Source organism: Clostridioides sp. ES-S-0190-01 (assembly GCF_020658275.1).
Taxonomy (GTDB): domain Bacteria; phylum Bacillota; class Clostridia; order Peptostreptococcales; family Peptostreptococcaceae; genus Clostridioides.
In genome coordinates, this window is the sequence record NZ_JACVWA010000044.1 from 47,426 (window position 1) to 63,197 (window position 15,772).

The following is a 15,772-nucleotide window of genomic DNA, read 5'->3' on the forward strand; positions in this document are numbered from 1 at the left end:
ACTACGCCTCCTTAGCTTTTAAATATACTAAACATTTTTCTTAGTAGACCCTTATTCTCATCAATATCTTCTCTTGACTGACTTACCATTCTCTTTGCTATAGATATAATACACTTTGAAGCGCTACTTGTAGGATATTCCAGAATAAATGGTATCTGCTTTTTTACACATATTCCTACTTTTTTATCATCTATTATATATCCATATAACTCTAAATTAAGATTTAAAAATTTGTCTACAACCATCTTTATTCTGTTGTATGTAGATTTTGCTTCTTCTAAATTTATTACCCTGTTGATTATTATGTTTGCACTTCTCTTTATCCCAAAATTACTTATGGCCTTTAGTAAGCTATATGCATCAGTTAATGATGTTGGTTCTGGAGTTGTTATTAAGAAAAATTCAGTACTACAATATATAAATGACAATAGACTTTTACTCATACCAGCACCTGTGTCAATTATTATAAAATCGACATCATGAATCTGTTCTATGCTATGTATAAACTTATTTCTTTGAGCTTCTGTAAAATCTTCTATATGATTAAGTGCAGAACCTCCAGAAATTATATTCACACCATATTTAGTACGTGAAATTATATCTTCTATATTTTTTTCTCCATTAATTACATCAATTATCGTACCTTTTACATTTACACCCATTATTATATCTATATTTGACATTCCTATATCTGCATCTAATATAAGAACTTTTTTATTAAGCCTAGTCAAACAGATAGACAAATTTGTAGCGAGATTACTCTTTCCAACACCACCTTTCCCAGAAGCTATTGTAATTATCTTAGGTGCATTCCCATTCTCCACTATAAATTCATCAAGTCCTCTTTTTTCTATTGCCATCTTTCTCAAGATTTGAGCTTGGTCAATCATATACTTTCAACTCCTAATAGTAATCTTATAATCTTATCTTCATTAGGTTTTATAATGTCATCAGGAACACTTTGCCCTATTGTAATATACGATATTGGTTTTTGTGCATAATTCACTATGTTAAAGATGGAACCATATGTGATTGTTTCATCCAGCTTTGTAATTATTAAGCTTTTAAAGTTCACATTTCTATATGAATCTATAATTGCTTTTGTATCATTTTCTCTTGTTGTGCAATTCAAAACTAAGTGTATATTATCAGTTTCAGCTTTATCTATGAGATTTTTGATTTCTAATATTTGCATAGAATTTTTATATCCTCTACCTGTAGTATCTATTAATACAACATCACAATCTTTCATCTCATCAAGTGCCAACTCCATCTCATCAGGGCTTATTACTCCTTTAAAAGGAATATTCATTATGTCAGTATATATCTTTAACTGCTCCACAGCGCCAATTCTATAGGTATCTATAGTTATTACACCTACTTTTTTATTTTCCTCAAATACTAATTTTGCGGCTAACTTTGCTATTGTAGTTGTCTTACCTACTCCTGGTGGTCCAACTAGAGCGATTTTCCCATTTATCGTTGGATTTTCTATTTTAATCTTTTTCTTTAGACTTTCCACTAAATTTTTACTTGTATCAATTCCATTGAACTTCATCTCTTGTAAGTCAGTTCTTATGGACTCTACAATTTCTTCATTTAACTCTAGATTTAGTAGGTTCTTACATATTTTATCTATATCATTGTCATTCTTATTATCAAACCCCATATTACTTATAATTGACTTTAATTGTTCTACCTCTCGTTTCAAGTCATTTTGTTCTACATTATCTCTCTTTTCCCATCCGACAGTTAATTCGATATCTCTCTTTGAAAAAATACCTCGTATTCCAGATTTTCTTACTTCTTTTTTATCTATTAATGTAATATTGTCACCCAATTCCATTTTGGCTAGATTCATAGCATCCTGAATTGTATTAGCTGTATACTTTTTCGTCATCATATATGCTCACCACACCTTCTGCTTTGATTTTAACATCATTAGGTATTTCATTTAATGATAGTACAGTCAAATTAGGATATACAATCTCAACTAGTTTTCTAAATGGTGCTCTTATCTTTGGTGATACTACTATTACTGGTATATTATGATTGAAATATACATTACCTATTACATCTTGTATACTCTCAAATATTTTGTTTGTGTTTTCTGGGTCAACAGCTGGATAAGTTCCATTTACAGACCTTTGTAAATTATTAGATACCAATTCCTCTGTTTCTGGAGATAATGTAGCCACTACAATTGACTTATCTTCATCCACCAAATTCGTACAAATACTTCTAGCTAAAGCTATTCTCACATATTCAGTAAGAAGCTCTATGTCTTTTGTGTTTCTGGACTGGTCTGCAAGTGTTTCAAGGATTGTAACCCTATCCTTTATATTTACTTTTTCTCTCAACAGATTTTTAAGTACTTTTTGAACTTCACCAAGTGTCATTAAGTCTGGTATCAACTCATCAACTACAGCACTATAATTTTCTCTTGCTGCATCTATAATAGTCTTAACTTCTTGTCTTCCCAGTAACTCATGTGCATTGGATTTTATTATATCTAGTAAATGGGTTATAAGTATTGTGGATGAATCTACAACTGTATAACCTTTTAACTCTGCATCTTCTACCTTATCACTTTCTATCCAAAGTGCCTCTATTCCAAAAGTAGGCTCAATTGTCTTTATTCCAAATATATTAAAACCTTGATTCATAGGGTCCATACATAAAACCATATTAGGCATTATCTCATATCCACCAACTACATTACCTTTTATCTTTATGTTATATTGGTTTGGATTTAGTTGTAAATTATCTCTTATTCTTATAGGTTGTACAACTATACCCATGTCTATGGCACATTGTCTTCTTATTGATGCTATTCTCTGAAGTAAATCTCCTCCTGCTGATTCATCAGCTAAAGATATTAAGCCATATCCAATTTCTACTTCTATAGCTTCTACATTTATTAAGTTTGTTACATCTTCTACTTCGTTTTTGTCTGGATTTACCATATCAGGTTTTTCAAAATCTAAATCTTCTAAGGTATCCTTCTTTTCTCTTCCTAAGAAGTAACCTGCTGCTATTGCACCTATTCCCAGTGAAAAAAACGCTGGCTTGGGTAATCCAGGCATCATACCAAGTATAATTAAAACACAACCAGTCATCATTACTGCTTTTGGTATTGCTGTTAATTGCTTACCTACTAAGTCACCAAAGTTTTCATCAGTCGAAGCTCTTGTTACGATTATACCAGCTGATGTGGATATTAGTAGAGCTGGTATCTGGCTTACAAGTCCATCACCTATAGTAAGTCTTACATAAGTCTGAGCTGCACCCATAAGAGTCATGTTTAGCATTACAGCTCCTATTACAATTCCTCCTATTATATTTATTGCTGTTACTATAAGACCTGCTATAGCATCTCCTTTTACAAACTTATTTGCACCATCCATAGAACCATAAAAATCAGCTTCTTGTTGGAGTTCTTTTCTTCTTTTTCTAGCAGTTTTGTCATCTATAACTCCTGCATTTAAATCTGCATCTATACTCATCTGCTTCCCTGGCATGGCATCTAACGTAAATCTAGCTGTTACTTCAGATACTCTTCCAGAACCATTAGTTATAACGACAAATTGAACAATTAATATAATTAGGAATATAATTATCCCTACTACGTAATTTCCACCTACAACAAAACTTCCAAATGCCTCTATAACTTCACCTGCGTATCCTTGAGTTAAAATTAATCTAGTTGATGAAAGATTTAATCCCAATCTAAATAGTGTTGTAACAAGTAACACTGTTGGAAATATAGATAAATCAAGTACATTTGTTGTAAATAATGTCATTAATAAAATTAGCACAGATAAACTTATGTTAATTGCCAGTAAAATATCTAATATAAATGTAGGTAATGGCACTATCATCATAAGAACAATTCCTACAACACCAAAAGCCACTATTACGTCCATATGTTCTTTTAGATTAAACTTATTCATTACTTATCCTACCTTTTTGGGACTTTGTATCTATTTTTGATTTTATATACTGCTACTAAGATCTCTGCAAAAGCTTGATACATGTCCTCTGGAATTTCTTGGTCTATTTCTACTTGCTTATATAACAACCTAGCAATGGGTTTATTTTCTATTATTGGGATGTCATTTCCCTTTGCGATTTCCCTTATTTTAAAAGCTAAATAATCTGCACCTTTTGCCACTACTACTGGAGCTTGGTCCTTCCCTTTTTCATATCTCACTGCTATAGATAAGTGAGTTGGATTGGTTACTATTACAGTAGCGCTTGGTACTGCTTGCATAGTCCTTTGAGATGAGATTTGTCTTTGTTTTTGTTTTATCTTAGCTTTTATTTCTGGGTCTCCTTCTGAGTTTTTATATTCATCTTTAACTTCTTGTTTTGTCATTCTTAGTTGTTTTTTATGACTATACCTTTGATAAAAATAATCTGCAACTGCTATAACTATCATAGCTATACAAATTTTACTTAATATGGAATATACTAAGTCTTTAACTGTATACATTAAAGTTGGTAAGTATATATTCCCTAGTTTTAAGATATCTAAATAATTATCTTGAAAAAATTTATATCCTATGTAAGCTAAGACAGATATAATTGCTGTATCCTTTATTAAAGTTGATAAACTTCTCATAGAAAACATGTTTTTGAATCCACTAATTGGATTTAATTTTGATAAATTTGGTTTTAAAGTTTCCCCAGTAAATAATATTCCCACTTGAAATAGGTTAGCTACTACACCTAAGACCAAAAATGGAATAGCTATTGGCAAAAATATCTTGAAAAAATCCATTAATCCTACTATAATTAAGTTTTCTAGGTTTGAATAATTTATGTTCATATAAAAATTCACGCTTAAAAAATGATTGAGTGAAGATTTAAGTGTGTCCACTACATATGAAAATAATGTAGGGACTAACAAAGTGAATGCAAATAAGGTCATTGCAACAGGTAATTCTCTACTTTTTGCTATATTACCTTTTTTTCTTTGTTCTCCCCTTTTCTTTGGAGTAGCGTCTTCTGTTTTGTCTGTTGAACCCATAAAAAACATAGGGGCTAGTGCAAAAGTTCCCTCATACATCTTTGGTATTTGACTCAATAAATGACTTATTTGGTTGACAATTAAAGGTATTGATATGATAAATAATGCTATACCAACCAATATTTTTAATGGCATACCAACTATCATTACGTTTAGTTGAGGTACACTTCTTGATATAAGACCTAATATAAAATCTGCCATAAGCAGACAAAGTACAATAGGTATTGCTATTTTAAACCCAGTTATAAAGCACTGCACAAATATGTTTATTATATAATCTATATTATTATCTACAAATGATTTCCCTATTGGAATTAACTCAAAACTATACCTTATACCTCGAATTAAAATATGGTGACCATCCATGCTAAAAAATATCATAATTGCTGTCCAGTTCATAAGATTATCAATTAGAGTTGTTTGAGTCATTGAGTTTGGGTCAAACATATTAATCATTGATAATCCCATCTGTTGGTCCATCATAGAACCTGCCATTCTGATACTGTAAAAACATAGATTCGTTATATATCCAAGAATAATCCCTGTTATAGTCTCATTTATACCATATAAAGTAAACATTACAATATTGTCTATATTTGTTACATATTCAATTTGCATAGTACTTGAAATCAATATTGATATAATGATTGCAAAGAGTGACTTAAATAAAGCAGGTGTACCAGCTGGAAATAGCATTCTCAATGTTCCAAAGAAGGCTACTATTCTAATAAATACAAAAATCATATGTATCCTACTTACTTAGTTATAAGAGACATCATATTGAATATCTCAGAAGTAAAACTAATAAGAGTATGTAACATCCAGCTTCCACCAATAGCTACTACCAAAAGAATTGCTATTAGTTTTGGTACAAATGTCAAAGTTTGCTCTTGGATTTGAGTTGTAGCTTGAAATACACTTATTAAAAGTCCAACTACAAGAGAAACAATGAGTACTGGAGCTGCAATCATAGCTCCTGTAAACATACCATTTTTAAGAACACTCATTATCATAAATTCACTCATATTATTTTTCTCCTATCCAAATCCCAATATCAATGTTTTTACTATCAAGTTCCATCCATCCACCATTACAAATAATAACAACTTAAATGGTAATGATATCATAACTGGAGGTAACATAAACATTCCCATAGACATTAAAACACTTGCTACAACAAGGTCTATTATCAAAAATGGTATGTATATTAAAAAACCTATTTGAAAAGCAGTTTTTAGTTCACTTATTGCAAAAGCTGGAACTACAACAGATAAGGGTATATTTTCACGAGTTAATTTTTTTTCTTTTAACCCTGCTTGTTCTACAAATAAATCTAAGTCAGTTTGTCTAGTTTGCTTTAGTAAAAACTCTTTAATAGGTACTTCTGCTTCTTTCATGGCTTTTTCCATAGTAATATCTTTTTTCATATATGGTTGTAATGCCTTTTCGTTTATTTCATTTAATACTGGTCTCATTATAAATATTGTCAATACTATCGCAAGCCCTACCAAAACTTGACTTGGAATTGCTTGTTGTGCTCCTAATGCTGATTTCAAAAATGATAAACTTATGACTATTCTAACAAAGCTTGTCATCATGAACATTACAAATGGTAAAAACATTAATGCCGTTAGAAATAAAAACAATTGCATTGAACTTGTATATGGTACGTCAGACAAAGGTAATTTTGATAATAGTTCCATTTACTTATCTTCCTTTTTTGTAAATTTTCCAATATATCTACTGAAATCATATTTTGCTTTGATTTTTTCCATTTTAAAATCTTGGATTTTAAAATTTCTCTCTTTAATGTCATCTTCTATTTTTGATATTTCTTCTTTGGTCAAATCTTTTATCTTATTCATACTAGCCGAAGAAGATGCAATAATACATCCTTCTTCACCTACTTTTAAAATTATTATGCTATTGTTTTTATTTATACTTACAATGTCTAGTATTTTTACATATTTGTCATTGTATTTTTTTAATAAAGTTCCCTGGCTAATTTTTAAAGATAAGACTATCAATATTAAAATTATTGGAATACATATTAATATCTTTAATAAATAAAGTATCATGTCTTACCATCCTTTTATTGTACTACTATATTTGTGAAATATATGCTTTGTATTACATTTCCACCTAAATTTGTATTTAAAGTATTTTTTATTTCATCTTTTATATTATTTAGGTTTTCAGCAGCAAAATCATCTGCTCTTTTTGCCATAAGGCAATTTATAATATTATCTCTAATTAAAGGTGTATTTTTTTCTATATCTTTATATGAAGCATCATAAGATACAGTTATTGACACCTTTAAATATCTTACACCTTCATCAGCTAGCTTCAATACCATTTCTTCTAAATCAAGATTTTCTGTCTTTATTTCATCTTTAGCTTTTCCTGTTGGAATAAACAAACCTATAATCTTATCAATTTGTCCACTTCCACCTTTACCTAATATAAAAAACCCTGCTCCTGCTGAGAAAACAATCAGTATCAAAATAATTAGAATAATTTTTTTATTTTTGAACAAAACTCTTCCTCCTAGTCGATAGTTATAAGTATATTAACTCTTCTATTTTCAGCTCTTCCCTTTGCTGTATCATTTGAAACTAAAGGTTGATACTCTCCACATCCTGTTGCTGAAAACAATTTAGGGTCCATGCCCTTTTCTTCTACAAAGTATCTTACAACACTTACTGCTCTACTAGAAGATAAATCCCAATTGGACTCATGTGTACTTGATTTTACAGGTACATTATCAGTATGACCTTCTATAACTATCTTATTTTTCATCATTTTTATCATGTCATATACTTTATTTAGAGTAGCTTTACTATCAACTTTTAACTCCGAACTCCCAGAGTCAAATAAGATTGAGTCATCTAACTCTAATAAAATCCCTCTACTATCATCCTTAACTGTTACACTATTTTGCAGGTTAGAATTATTAACCTTATCTTTTAAATCTTGTTCTAAATCTGACTTATCATTTTTATCCACTAAACCACTATCTATTGGAGACTTCGCACTTGTACTTGAACCTGTGTTAAACATACTTACTCCAGAAAACTGACCTTTTAATGCATTTGATATATTTTTAAATTTTTCAATATCTACAACTGATGTTGCATATAGCAATACGAAAAATGTAAGAATTAGAGTTATTGTGTCTGCATAAGTGGCCAACCATGCATCTGGATTTATCTCATCTTTTTTTTTATTTTTTCTACGCGCCATTACTCATTGCTCTTTCTGTATTTTTATTGGATTTCATAAACTGTAATTTTTCAGTTTTTGAAAGATACGTCGCTAAACGTTCCTCAACTACTATACTGCTTTCACCAGATTGTATGCTTATTATACCTTCCAGCATCATCTCTTTTATGTAAACTTCTTTTTCCGTTTTTTCATCTATGTTATATGCAATTGGATTTAAAGCAATATTTGCAAGTAGAGAACCATAAAATGTTGTAATTAACGCCTTTCCCATACCAGAAGCAATCAAATCTGGTGACGTAAGGTCAGATAGCATTTGTATAAGACCGATTAGAGTCCCCAACATTCCAAATGCAGGTGCAAATGTTCCCCAAGTTTTAAATATCTTTGAATATCTGTTATTTGTATCTTCAACAGAATCTATCTCTAATTCTAATATAGACCTTATTTCATTGACTTCCAGGCCATCAATACATAACTCTAATCCTTTTTTCATAAATGGGTCTTGTATTTTCATTACATCACTTTCTATTGACAAAAGACCTTCTCTTCTTGCTTTTTTTGAAAGTGCTTTAAATTGATTCAATAAGTCTAATCTTGATATACTCGTTGTTTTAAATGAGTATTGTAATGCATTTTTTATAAGTTTCATGTCATCAATAGTAAATGTAATCATCAACGCTCCAAATGACCCAAATACTGTTATTAATATTGATGAAAAATCAAAGAAACTTTTTAATCCTGAACTACTTCCTTTTACTGCTCCAAATAAAACTAATACTGTAGATAATATTAGTCCAATGAATGTCAGTGAATCTGTTTTTTTCATTACTTTTCGCTCCTAATATAACCTACATTTATTTTCCTTTTATACTTTATCACTTTATCTACTATCTCATCTACAGACTCTTTTACAAGATTCTTTTCTCCTGTTGTAAGTAATATTCTACTTTCTGGAACGGAGTCAATTCTTACTATAAGGTCTGAGTTTAATATGTAGCTTCTTCCGTTTAAGTCTGTTACTCTTATCATGCTATGTACCTACTATCTCTTAAGACTTATTATTTCTTGAAGTATCTCATCTGATGTAGATATTATTTTACTGTTTGCTTGGAAAGACCTACTTGCTATTATCATTTCTGTAAATTCTTCTGCTATGTCTACATTGGAAGCTTCTATTGCTCCTTGTATTATTGTTCCTGTAGCTCCTGCTATTTGTGGATCCCCTGAGTTTGCTGATGGCTTGTATAAGTTTCCTCCTTCTGCATCTAGTCCTGCTGGATTTTGAAATGCATATGTTTGTACTTTTTGAAGTTTTCCATCATTAGTTGCTATTGCAGGATTTGGTACTTTTCCTACTTCAGAATTGTCAGGAATATCATACACAAACTGAGTTCTTTGACCATCACTCAATAAAAATTCTACTGTTCCATCTTTTGATATATTGTACTCCAGTACATTTTGTACTGTACCATCTTTAGGACTTATACTTTGAAGAGGAATTACAATGGGTTCTTTTCCTTCTGCAGTAGCATTTTTAGTAAATTCACCAGTAGTAGCATTATATGTACCCTTATAAACCTCACCTTGTAACATATACCCATCTCCATTTACAAGTCTTCCACCTTTGACACCGTTCAGAGGTCCAGCTGTTGCTTTAAATCCTGTATCTAAGTTAAAAGAACCATCTCTTGTATACATAACTGTACCTTGCCTTACTACTGGAAGATACCCATCTCCATCTATCATTAAATCTGATGGTCTATTAGTTGGCTGTACATTTCCTTGTGTCATATCTTTATTTATACTTGATATCTTACTACCTACACCTACTTGTCCTAAGTTTGTTCCCCCTAATGCAGCTGTTGGAGCACTTGCATATAGTACAGTTTGATAAAATGAATCTGTTATTCTAGCTGAACTTTTCTTAAAAGCAGTAGTCCCAGCATTTGCTACATTGTTACCTATTACATCTAGTTTAGTTTGATTTGCTTTCATTCCACTTACACCTGAATACATCGCTTTTATCATGAATTTACCTCTTTTCTAATTTAATATTATTCTTGTTCAGGAGATTCTTGCTCTGGTGGGTTATTTTCTTCTCCTGAAGTTGTATCTACTTCTCCTATTTTAAGTAATTTTTCATATTTAACATCTACAGTTTTATCACTACCATCTACTTTCAGTTCTAAGTGTACCTCTCCATCTTTTATATATGTAGACTTTACTACACCTACAATGTTTTCATCTTCCTTCTCTTCTCCGGATACTTCTACTTCTTTACCAATTAATGACGTTGCCATACTCAAAGCAGAGTTTATTAGAGTAGAGTTACTTAAAGCTAAGAGTATATCTAGCTTGTCGTTCATAGCTGACATCTTTTCTAAAGTTGCAAACTGAGCTAATTGTGATACATACTCTGTTGGGTCTTGTGGATTCATTGGGTCTTGATTACCCATTTGTGCTACAAGTATTTTCATAAACAAGTCTTTATCAGCATCATCACCCTGTCCTATAATTGGAGTTCCATTATCTGTTACTGTCTGATTTCCTTTACTTCGAACTTGTTTATTAGCAATATCATTAATATTTCTTTCAAGTTGGCTCAAGTTATTTGACCTATAGTTTCCTTGAACCCCTGCTAAAGCTGTTGCCACTCCATACATACAGTATTTCCCCCTTATTAAGCTAATAAATCTACTCTATCATCATCAATATTTTCTTTAATTTCATCTTCTATGACCATATTGTTACGCTTATTATTTGTATTTTGCTTATTCATATTTTCTTGGTTATTTTGTCTATTCTGTTGTTCAAATGCTTTATCAAAAGTATCTGATGTACTTCTATTATCACTATGCATTTGCACAGATACATCTTTTATATTTACATTCGTAAGTTCAAGATGTTGCTTTAAATCTGTTATATTTTTATTTATAGAGTCAAATACGTCTTTATTAAAAACAGTCACAACAGCTTTCATACTTTCGTTATCTTTCAATAATTGTATGTTCATATCTCCCAATTCTTTTGGCCTTAATCTAATTGTTAATTCTTGGATGTCATTTGTTTTCATATGTTTAATAGCTTTGATAGAATCATCCATAACATTTGATTCTATATGTTTTAAGTCAACATTATCATTTTTAACTTTGTTTATATCCATGCTTTTATTTATTACTTGACCAAAGTTTCCACTTTTATTTCCATTAATACCTGCTAGTTTTTCCAAAATATCAGAGTTATCATCTCTTTTCTTATTTGAATTAAGGTTATCCATTCTATTACTATCAAAGTTGTATAAATCTATGCTTTTATTATCATCCTCTGTAGTTTTACTAATTACTTCAAAGTTTTCATTAACATTATTATCTAAAAACTCTCTTAACTTCATCATGTCTAAATTTTGCATATCATTAGAGTTATTCATGTCAGCCTTATTTAACTCTGCATTTTGCTTTACAATATTATTCAATATATTTTTATTAAGTTTAAGCTCTTGTTTCAATTCATCCGATATATTTAGTTTTTCCATACCATTCAATATAGAATTTATATCTTTATCTTTTTCAGTATTATTTTTTAAAAGATTCAATAATTGTTGTAAAATCTCATTATTCTTACTACAATCTTTTTCATATGTACTTTCATCCTCTAAGTGATTACTTTTATCTACATCTGAATGACACTCATTATCACTATCTTCTGATTTATTTGAACTGATATTTTGATCACTTGTTTCTTTTTTGTCTTTAACTTGTCCATTATCTGTTGCCTTATATAGATTATCCTCAAATTTATTATTTTTCACATCTTTATTCTTAGATGAACTCTTTTTATTCCCAATATCTTTAATAACATTATAAGAATCTGCTTGTATCTTCATACAATAATATCCTCACTTCCTACTCTTCTTATAGAACTTGTCTTTTTCTCAAATAACTCATGCTTGCAAACTCATCATTAGTTTTTTGTTCTTTTAAATTTTCTTCTTTATAATATTGACCATATTTTTTTTCTTTTAGTTTTTCTAATGATTTTCTTTCTATCTGCTTATCTATGAGTTGTTTTCTAGCCTTTTCAAGTTCATTTGTTGACTTGTCCAATTCCTCTGATAAATCTTTTATAGAGTTATTTAAAGCTAACAAATAGTTAATAGTTATTTTTTGATTTTGAATACTATCATTATTTTTACTTATTGAATACTTGTTATAATTACTTTCCAGGTTTTCTAAATTATTTTCTATATCTATTTTTTTTTGTTGAATCTTAGCAAATTCCATTTTTATCTTCTCTTCATCTTTCATTTTTAAGTCTAAAACCTTCTGTAATCTAAACTTAAAGTTCTTATCCAACTCTATCACAACCTATTCAAATATTTTTTTAATTATTTATTCAAATATTCTTTTCAAACTACTTATAGTTTCGTTAAAAGAACTCTTTTCATTTATCCCTTGTTTTAAAAAATTGATAATATGCTCATGATAATAGATTGCTTCATCTATTTTTTTATTGGTCCCTGAAGCATATGCACCTATATTTATCAAATCTTCTGCCTCCCTATATTCAGAGAGCATATCTCTTGCAAATGATGCTACTTTTATATCTTCTTTTGAAGCAATTTCATTCATAAGTCTACTTAAACTATTTAAAACATCTATAGAAGGATAATGATTCTTGTTAGCTAAATCTCTAGATAGAACTATATGACCATCAAGTATTCCTCTTGTAGTATCTGCTATTGGCTCATTAAAATCATCTCCATCAACTAATACTGTATAAAAAGCGGTTATAGAGCCTTTATCTGATGTCCCTGTTCTCTCCATGAGTTTTGGTAAAATTGCAAATACAGATGGTGTATATCCTTTTTGTGCTGGTGGCTCTCCTATGGCTATTCCTACTTCTCTTTGAGCCATAGCAAATCTAGTCACAGAATCCATCATAAGTATTACCTTTTTCCCTTGGTCTCTAAAGTATTCGGCTATTGCAGTGGCTGTAAGGGCACCTTTAAGTCTAACTAATGGTGCTTTATCTGATGTTGCGCATACAACAACAGATTTTTTCATTCCCTCTTCACCTAAGTCTTTATCAATAAAGTCTAATACTTCTCTTCCTCTTTCTCCAACAAGGGCAATTACATTTACATCTGCTTTTGCATTTCTAGCAATCATACCTAGCGTTGTACTCTTACCTACTCCACTTCCTGCAAATATTCCTATTCTCTGTCCTTCACCACAAGTAGTAAATGCGTCTATTGCTCTTACACCTGTTTCCATTATATTTCGTATCTTTTTTCTCTTCATTGGGTCAGGAGGTTCATTATTCAAGTTGTATCTATCTCCTAAAACAACTTCTGAGTTATCTATAGGATTTCCAAGACCATCAAGTACTTTACCTAGTAAATTATCACTACACATAACACTTAGAGGTATGCCCTTAGAAATAACTTTACAACCAGGTGATATTAATGTTAACTCTCCTAATGCCATTAATATTACTTCTTTATCTTTAAATCCTACTACCTCACAATTCACTGGCTTATTGACTTGATTATATATAACACATAACTCGCCAACAAAAGCTTTTATTCCTTCAACTTCTACAGTAAGTCCTATTATCTTTTTAACTCTACCTTCTGATATAGTGAGTTCTAAATTTTCTATTTTCTTATTTATTTTGTCAAAATCTATAGAGATATCAGTTTTATACATATTTTATTCACCAAGCAATTCTTCTTTTAGTTTTTCCATAGCACAATCAATACCAACTATTATTCTCCCATTTTCCTTTTGTATAATAGCATTTCCTTTATCTATACTATCATCTGCGATAACAAATACACTTGATTTTAATGATGTTTCTTCTTTAAATAATTCAAACTCTTTCTCTATATTGTCTTTATAGAAAGAATTACATCTTACTATGAATGAACTACTTCCTTCATAATCTTGAATAATTTGTTTTAACAAATCGCTCATAGAGTCTTCATCTTCAAAGCGATTTTTTAGCACAGAACTAGCCATATTAATAGCAAGTCTTATAATCTCTTTATTTTTTTCTTTTATGAACTCAGTCATTTTCTCATTAGCTTGTAATAAGATTAAATTTGCCTGATTTCTTATAGAATCTGCTTCATCTTTAGCTTTTTGGGTATACTCATTATACGACTCTTTATATCCATCCTCATATCCATTTTTCTGACCTTGACTATATCCTTTTTCATATGCTTGCTTTTCTATATTTTGTGCGTTTATTTTTGCTTCTTCCAATATCTCATTCTTTTTTATCTCAGCAGATTCTATAGCTTCTTTTATTACTTCATCTCTAAATCTACAATCATTATCCTCGTTTATATTTGATTCTCCCAATCTAGCTTTATCTATTATAGATAAGTCCAGCACTCCTTTATATGATGCTTTTTCACTCTTAATAATTTTATTATTCAACAAAGTCATCACCAAAATTCCTTACAATAGTTATGGCACCTTCTCTTTCAAGTTTCCTTACAATACTTACTATTTTTTGTTGAGCACCTTCAACCTGAGTAACCTTTATAACACCAACCATTTCCATTTCTTCTTTAAGTGCTTCTGCTGCTCTAGAAGATTGGTTTCTATATATAGCATCTGATATTTCATCATCCACACCTTTTAAAGCATATACTAAATCCTTCATAGTTACTTCTTTCAGTACTTTCTGTATGCTTATATCATCTAACTTGACAATATCTTCAAATACAAATATATTAGATTTAATTTGAGCTGCTAAGGCTGGGTCTTTTTCTTCAATAGTATTTAAAATATTCTTTTCTGTTTTTCTATCAGAATTAAGTAATATTTGAACTAATGTAGATATTCCTCCATAGTCTTTAAAATCTTCACCACTTATTGAATGTAATTTATCCTCTAATGAGCTTTCAATTACACTTATAACATCTGGAGATATTGAACCCATTGAACTTATTCTCATAGCTACTTCATTTTGTAAATCAAAATCTAAATAAGCTAAAACTTCTGCACCATTTTCAGGTTCCATATGTGCAAGTAAAATAGCTATAGTCTGTGCACTTTCATTTCTAAGTATTTCTAATATCTTCTTTACATCTAGTTTTATAATATGTTTAAAAGGTTTTGTACTTGTATCTATTGATATACCTTCAAGTAATTTACTTGCTTTGGCATTTCCCAGAGCATTACTTAACAATTCTTTGGCATATTCAAGCCCGCCTTCTATAACATAATCTTTCGCTTTATTTATTTCTACAAACTCTTTTAATATTTCTCTTCTTTCTTTTGAAGCTATTGAAGAAATATTTGCAATTTCCAAACCTATTTTTTGAACTTGTTTATCTGGTAGACTTTTTATTATATCACTAGCCACAGTTGGACCTAATGTCATTAACAGTACAGCGGCTTTTTTTAAACCTTCACCTTCTACCTTCTCTTTCTTATCATTTTCACTTATATCACTTAAATCAAACGCATTAACATTTGTAATTTCCGCGGACACTTTCTATCC

18 protein-coding genes are annotated in these 15,772 nt (G+C 30.2%); all 18 read right to left on the minus strand.

What is annotated here, in order from left to right; all coding sequences use genetic code 11:
* Positions 1-11 precede the first annotated feature (11 nt).
* From IC214_RS17435 to fliG, 18 genes are read right to left on the minus strand one after another with little or no spacing between them, the layout of a single operon-like run.
* Positions 12-890 (minus strand): MinD/ParA family protein, encoded by an 879-nt coding sequence (locus IC214_RS17435; RefSeq protein WP_227483433.1) that lies wholly within the window; start codon positions 888-890, stop codon positions 12-14.
* On the minus strand, positions 887-1,900 hold the full coding sequence (gene flhF, locus IC214_RS17440; protein ID WP_227434684.1) for a flagellar biosynthesis protein FlhF: 1,014 nt from the start codon (positions 1,898-1,900) through the stop codon (positions 887-889). The genes IC214_RS17435 and flhF overlap by 4 nt, the downstream gene beginning before the upstream one ends.
* Positions 1,878-3,953 (minus strand): flagellar biosynthesis protein FlhA, encoded by a 2,076-nt coding sequence (gene flhA, locus IC214_RS17445; RefSeq protein ID WP_227434683.1) that lies wholly within the window; start codon positions 3,951-3,953, stop codon positions 1,878-1,880. The genes flhF and flhA overlap by 23 nt, the downstream gene beginning before the upstream one ends.
* Before the next feature lie 8 nt (positions 3,954-3,961).
* Positions 3,962-5,776: a fused FliR family export protein/FlhB family type III secretion system protein gene (locus tag IC214_RS17450; protein ID WP_227434682.1), complete on the minus strand. Its 1,815-nt coding sequence runs from the start codon at positions 5,774-5,776 to the stop codon at positions 3,962-3,964.
* Positions 5,777-5,787: 11 nt separating this feature from the next.
* On the minus strand, positions 5,788-6,057 hold the full coding sequence (gene fliQ, locus IC214_RS17455; RefSeq protein WP_009888090.1) for a flagellar biosynthesis protein FliQ: 270 nt from the start codon (positions 6,055-6,057) through the stop codon (positions 5,788-5,790).
* Positions 6,058-6,069: 12 nt separating this feature from the next.
* Positions 6,070-6,735: a flagellar type III secretion system pore protein FliP gene (gene fliP / locus IC214_RS17460; RefSeq protein WP_227866855.1), complete on the minus strand. Its 666-nt coding sequence runs from the start codon at positions 6,733-6,735 to the stop codon at positions 6,070-6,072.
* Positions 6,736-7,110, minus strand: a complete 375-nt coding sequence (locus IC214_RS17465; protein ID WP_227434680.1) for a flagellar biosynthetic protein FliO — start codon at positions 7,108-7,110, stop codon at positions 6,736-6,738.
* A 14-nt stretch (positions 7,111-7,124) separates the two neighbouring features.
* Positions 7,125-7,568, minus strand: a complete 444-nt coding sequence (fliL, locus tag IC214_RS17470; protein ID WP_227434679.1) for a flagellar basal body-associated protein FliL — start codon at positions 7,566-7,568, stop codon at positions 7,125-7,127.
* Between the two features lie 11 nt (positions 7,569-7,579).
* Positions 7,580-8,275: an OmpA family protein gene (locus IC214_RS17475; protein WP_227866856.1), complete on the minus strand. Its 696-nt coding sequence runs from the start codon at positions 8,273-8,275 to the stop codon at positions 7,580-7,582.
* Positions 8,265-9,083, minus strand: a complete 819-nt coding sequence (locus IC214_RS17480; protein ID WP_227434677.1) for a motility protein A — start codon at positions 9,081-9,083, stop codon at positions 8,265-8,267. Before IC214_RS17480 ends, IC214_RS17475 begins: the two co-directional genes overlap by 11 nt.
* Positions 9,083-9,286, minus strand: coding sequence for a flagellar FlbD family protein (locus tag IC214_RS17485; RefSeq protein WP_054268815.1), 204 nt, complete (start codon positions 9,284-9,286; stop codon positions 9,083-9,085). Before IC214_RS17485 ends, IC214_RS17480 begins: the two co-directional genes overlap by 1 nt.
* 12 nt (positions 9,287-9,298) lie before the next feature.
* Positions 9,299-10,285, minus strand: a complete 987-nt coding sequence (locus IC214_RS17490; RefSeq protein WP_227434676.1) for a flagellar hook-basal body complex protein — start codon at positions 10,283-10,285, stop codon at positions 9,299-9,301.
* A gap of 26 nt (positions 10,286-10,311) precedes the next feature.
* Positions 10,312-10,920 carry a flagellar hook capping FlgD N-terminal domain-containing protein gene (locus IC214_RS17495; RefSeq protein ID WP_227434675.1) on the minus strand — a complete coding sequence of 203 codons (609 nt, stop codon included), beginning with the start codon at positions 10,918-10,920 and terminating at the stop codon, positions 10,312-10,314.
* Positions 10,921-10,937: 17 nt separating this feature from the next.
* The gene (locus tag IC214_RS17500; protein WP_227866857.1) at positions 10,938-12,140 is read right to left on the minus strand and encodes a flagellar hook-length control protein FliK; all 1,203 of its coding nucleotides are present in this window, start codon (positions 12,138-12,140) and stop codon (positions 10,938-10,940) included.
* Positions 12,141-12,168: 28 nt separating this feature from the next.
* Positions 12,169-12,618 carry a flagellar export protein FliJ gene (gene fliJ, locus IC214_RS17505; RefSeq protein WP_227824824.1) on the minus strand — a complete coding sequence of 150 codons (450 nt, stop codon included), beginning with the start codon at positions 12,616-12,618 and terminating at the stop codon, positions 12,169-12,171.
* A 27-nt stretch (positions 12,619-12,645) separates the two neighbouring features.
* Complete coding sequence (gene fliI / locus IC214_RS17510) at positions 12,646-13,965, minus strand: flagellar protein export ATPase FliI (protein ID WP_227434672.1); 1,320 nt, start codon at positions 13,963-13,965, stop codon at positions 12,646-12,648.
* Between the two features lie 3 nt (positions 13,966-13,968).
* Positions 13,969-14,709 (minus strand): FliH/SctL family protein, encoded by a 741-nt coding sequence (locus IC214_RS17515; protein WP_227866858.1) that lies wholly within the window; start codon positions 14,707-14,709, stop codon positions 13,969-13,971.
* Positions 14,693-15,763 (minus strand): flagellar motor switch protein FliG, encoded by a 1,071-nt coding sequence (gene fliG, locus IC214_RS17520; RefSeq protein ID WP_227831411.1) that lies wholly within the window; start codon positions 15,761-15,763, stop codon positions 14,693-14,695. The genes IC214_RS17515 and fliG overlap by 17 nt, the downstream gene beginning before the upstream one ends.
* Positions 15,764-15,772 lie beyond the last annotated feature (9 nt).

What these genes read in the sequence shown, in the direction of transcription:
- IC214_RS17435 (WP_227483433.1), bottom strand. Translation starts at nt 890, where the DNA reads ATGATTGACCAAGCTCAAATCTTGAGAAAGATGGCAATAGAAAAAAGA.
- flhF (WP_227434684.1), bottom strand. Translation starts at nt 1,900, where the DNA reads ATGACGAAAAAGTATACAGCTAATACAATTCAGGATGCTATGAATCTA.
- flhA (WP_227434683.1), bottom strand. Translation starts at nt 3,953, where the DNA reads ATGAATAAGTTTAATCTAAAAGAACATATGGACGTAATAGTGGCTTTT.
- IC214_RS17450 (WP_227434682.1), bottom strand. Translation starts at nt 5,776, where the DNA reads ATGATTTTTGTATTTATTAGAATAGTAGCCTTCTTTGGAACATTGAGA.
- fliQ (WP_009888090.1), bottom strand. Translation starts at nt 6,057, where the DNA reads ATGAGTGAATTTATGATAATGAGTGTTCTTAAAAATGGTATGTTTACA.
- fliP (WP_227866855.1), bottom strand. Translation starts at nt 6,735, where the DNA reads ATGGAACTATTATCAAAATTACCTTTGTCTGACGTACCATATACAAGT.
- IC214_RS17465 (WP_227434680.1), bottom strand. Translation starts at nt 7,110, where the DNA reads ATGATACTTTATTTATTAAAGATATTAATATGTATTCCAATAATTTTA.
- IC214_RS17475 (WP_227866856.1), bottom strand. Translation starts at nt 8,275, where the DNA reads ATGGCGCGTAGAAAAAATAAAAAAAAAGATGAGATAAATCCAGATGCA.
- IC214_RS17480 (WP_227434677.1), bottom strand. Translation starts at nt 9,083, where the DNA reads ATGAAAAAAACAGATTCACTGACATTCATTGGACTAATATTATCTACA.
- IC214_RS17485 (WP_054268815.1), bottom strand. Translation starts at nt 9,286, where the DNA reads ATGATAAGAGTAACAGACTTAAACGGAAGAAGCTACATATTAAACTCA.
- IC214_RS17490 (WP_227434676.1), bottom strand. Translation starts at nt 10,285, where the DNA reads ATGATAAAAGCGATGTATTCAGGTGTAAGTGGAATGAAAGCAAATCAA.
- IC214_RS17495 (WP_227434675.1), bottom strand. Translation starts at nt 10,920, where the DNA reads ATGTATGGAGTGGCAACAGCTTTAGCAGGGGTTCAAGGAAACTATAGG.
- IC214_RS17500 (WP_227866857.1), bottom strand. Translation starts at nt 12,140, where the DNA reads ATGAAGATACAAGCAGATTCTTATAATGTTATTAAAGATATTGGGAAT.
- fliI (WP_227434672.1), bottom strand. Translation starts at nt 13,965, where the DNA reads ATGTATAAAACTGATATCTCTATAGATTTTGACAAAATAAATAAGAAA.
- IC214_RS17515 (WP_227866858.1), bottom strand. Translation starts at nt 14,709, where the DNA reads ATGACTTTGTTGAATAATAAAATTATTAAGAGTGAAAAAGCATCATAT.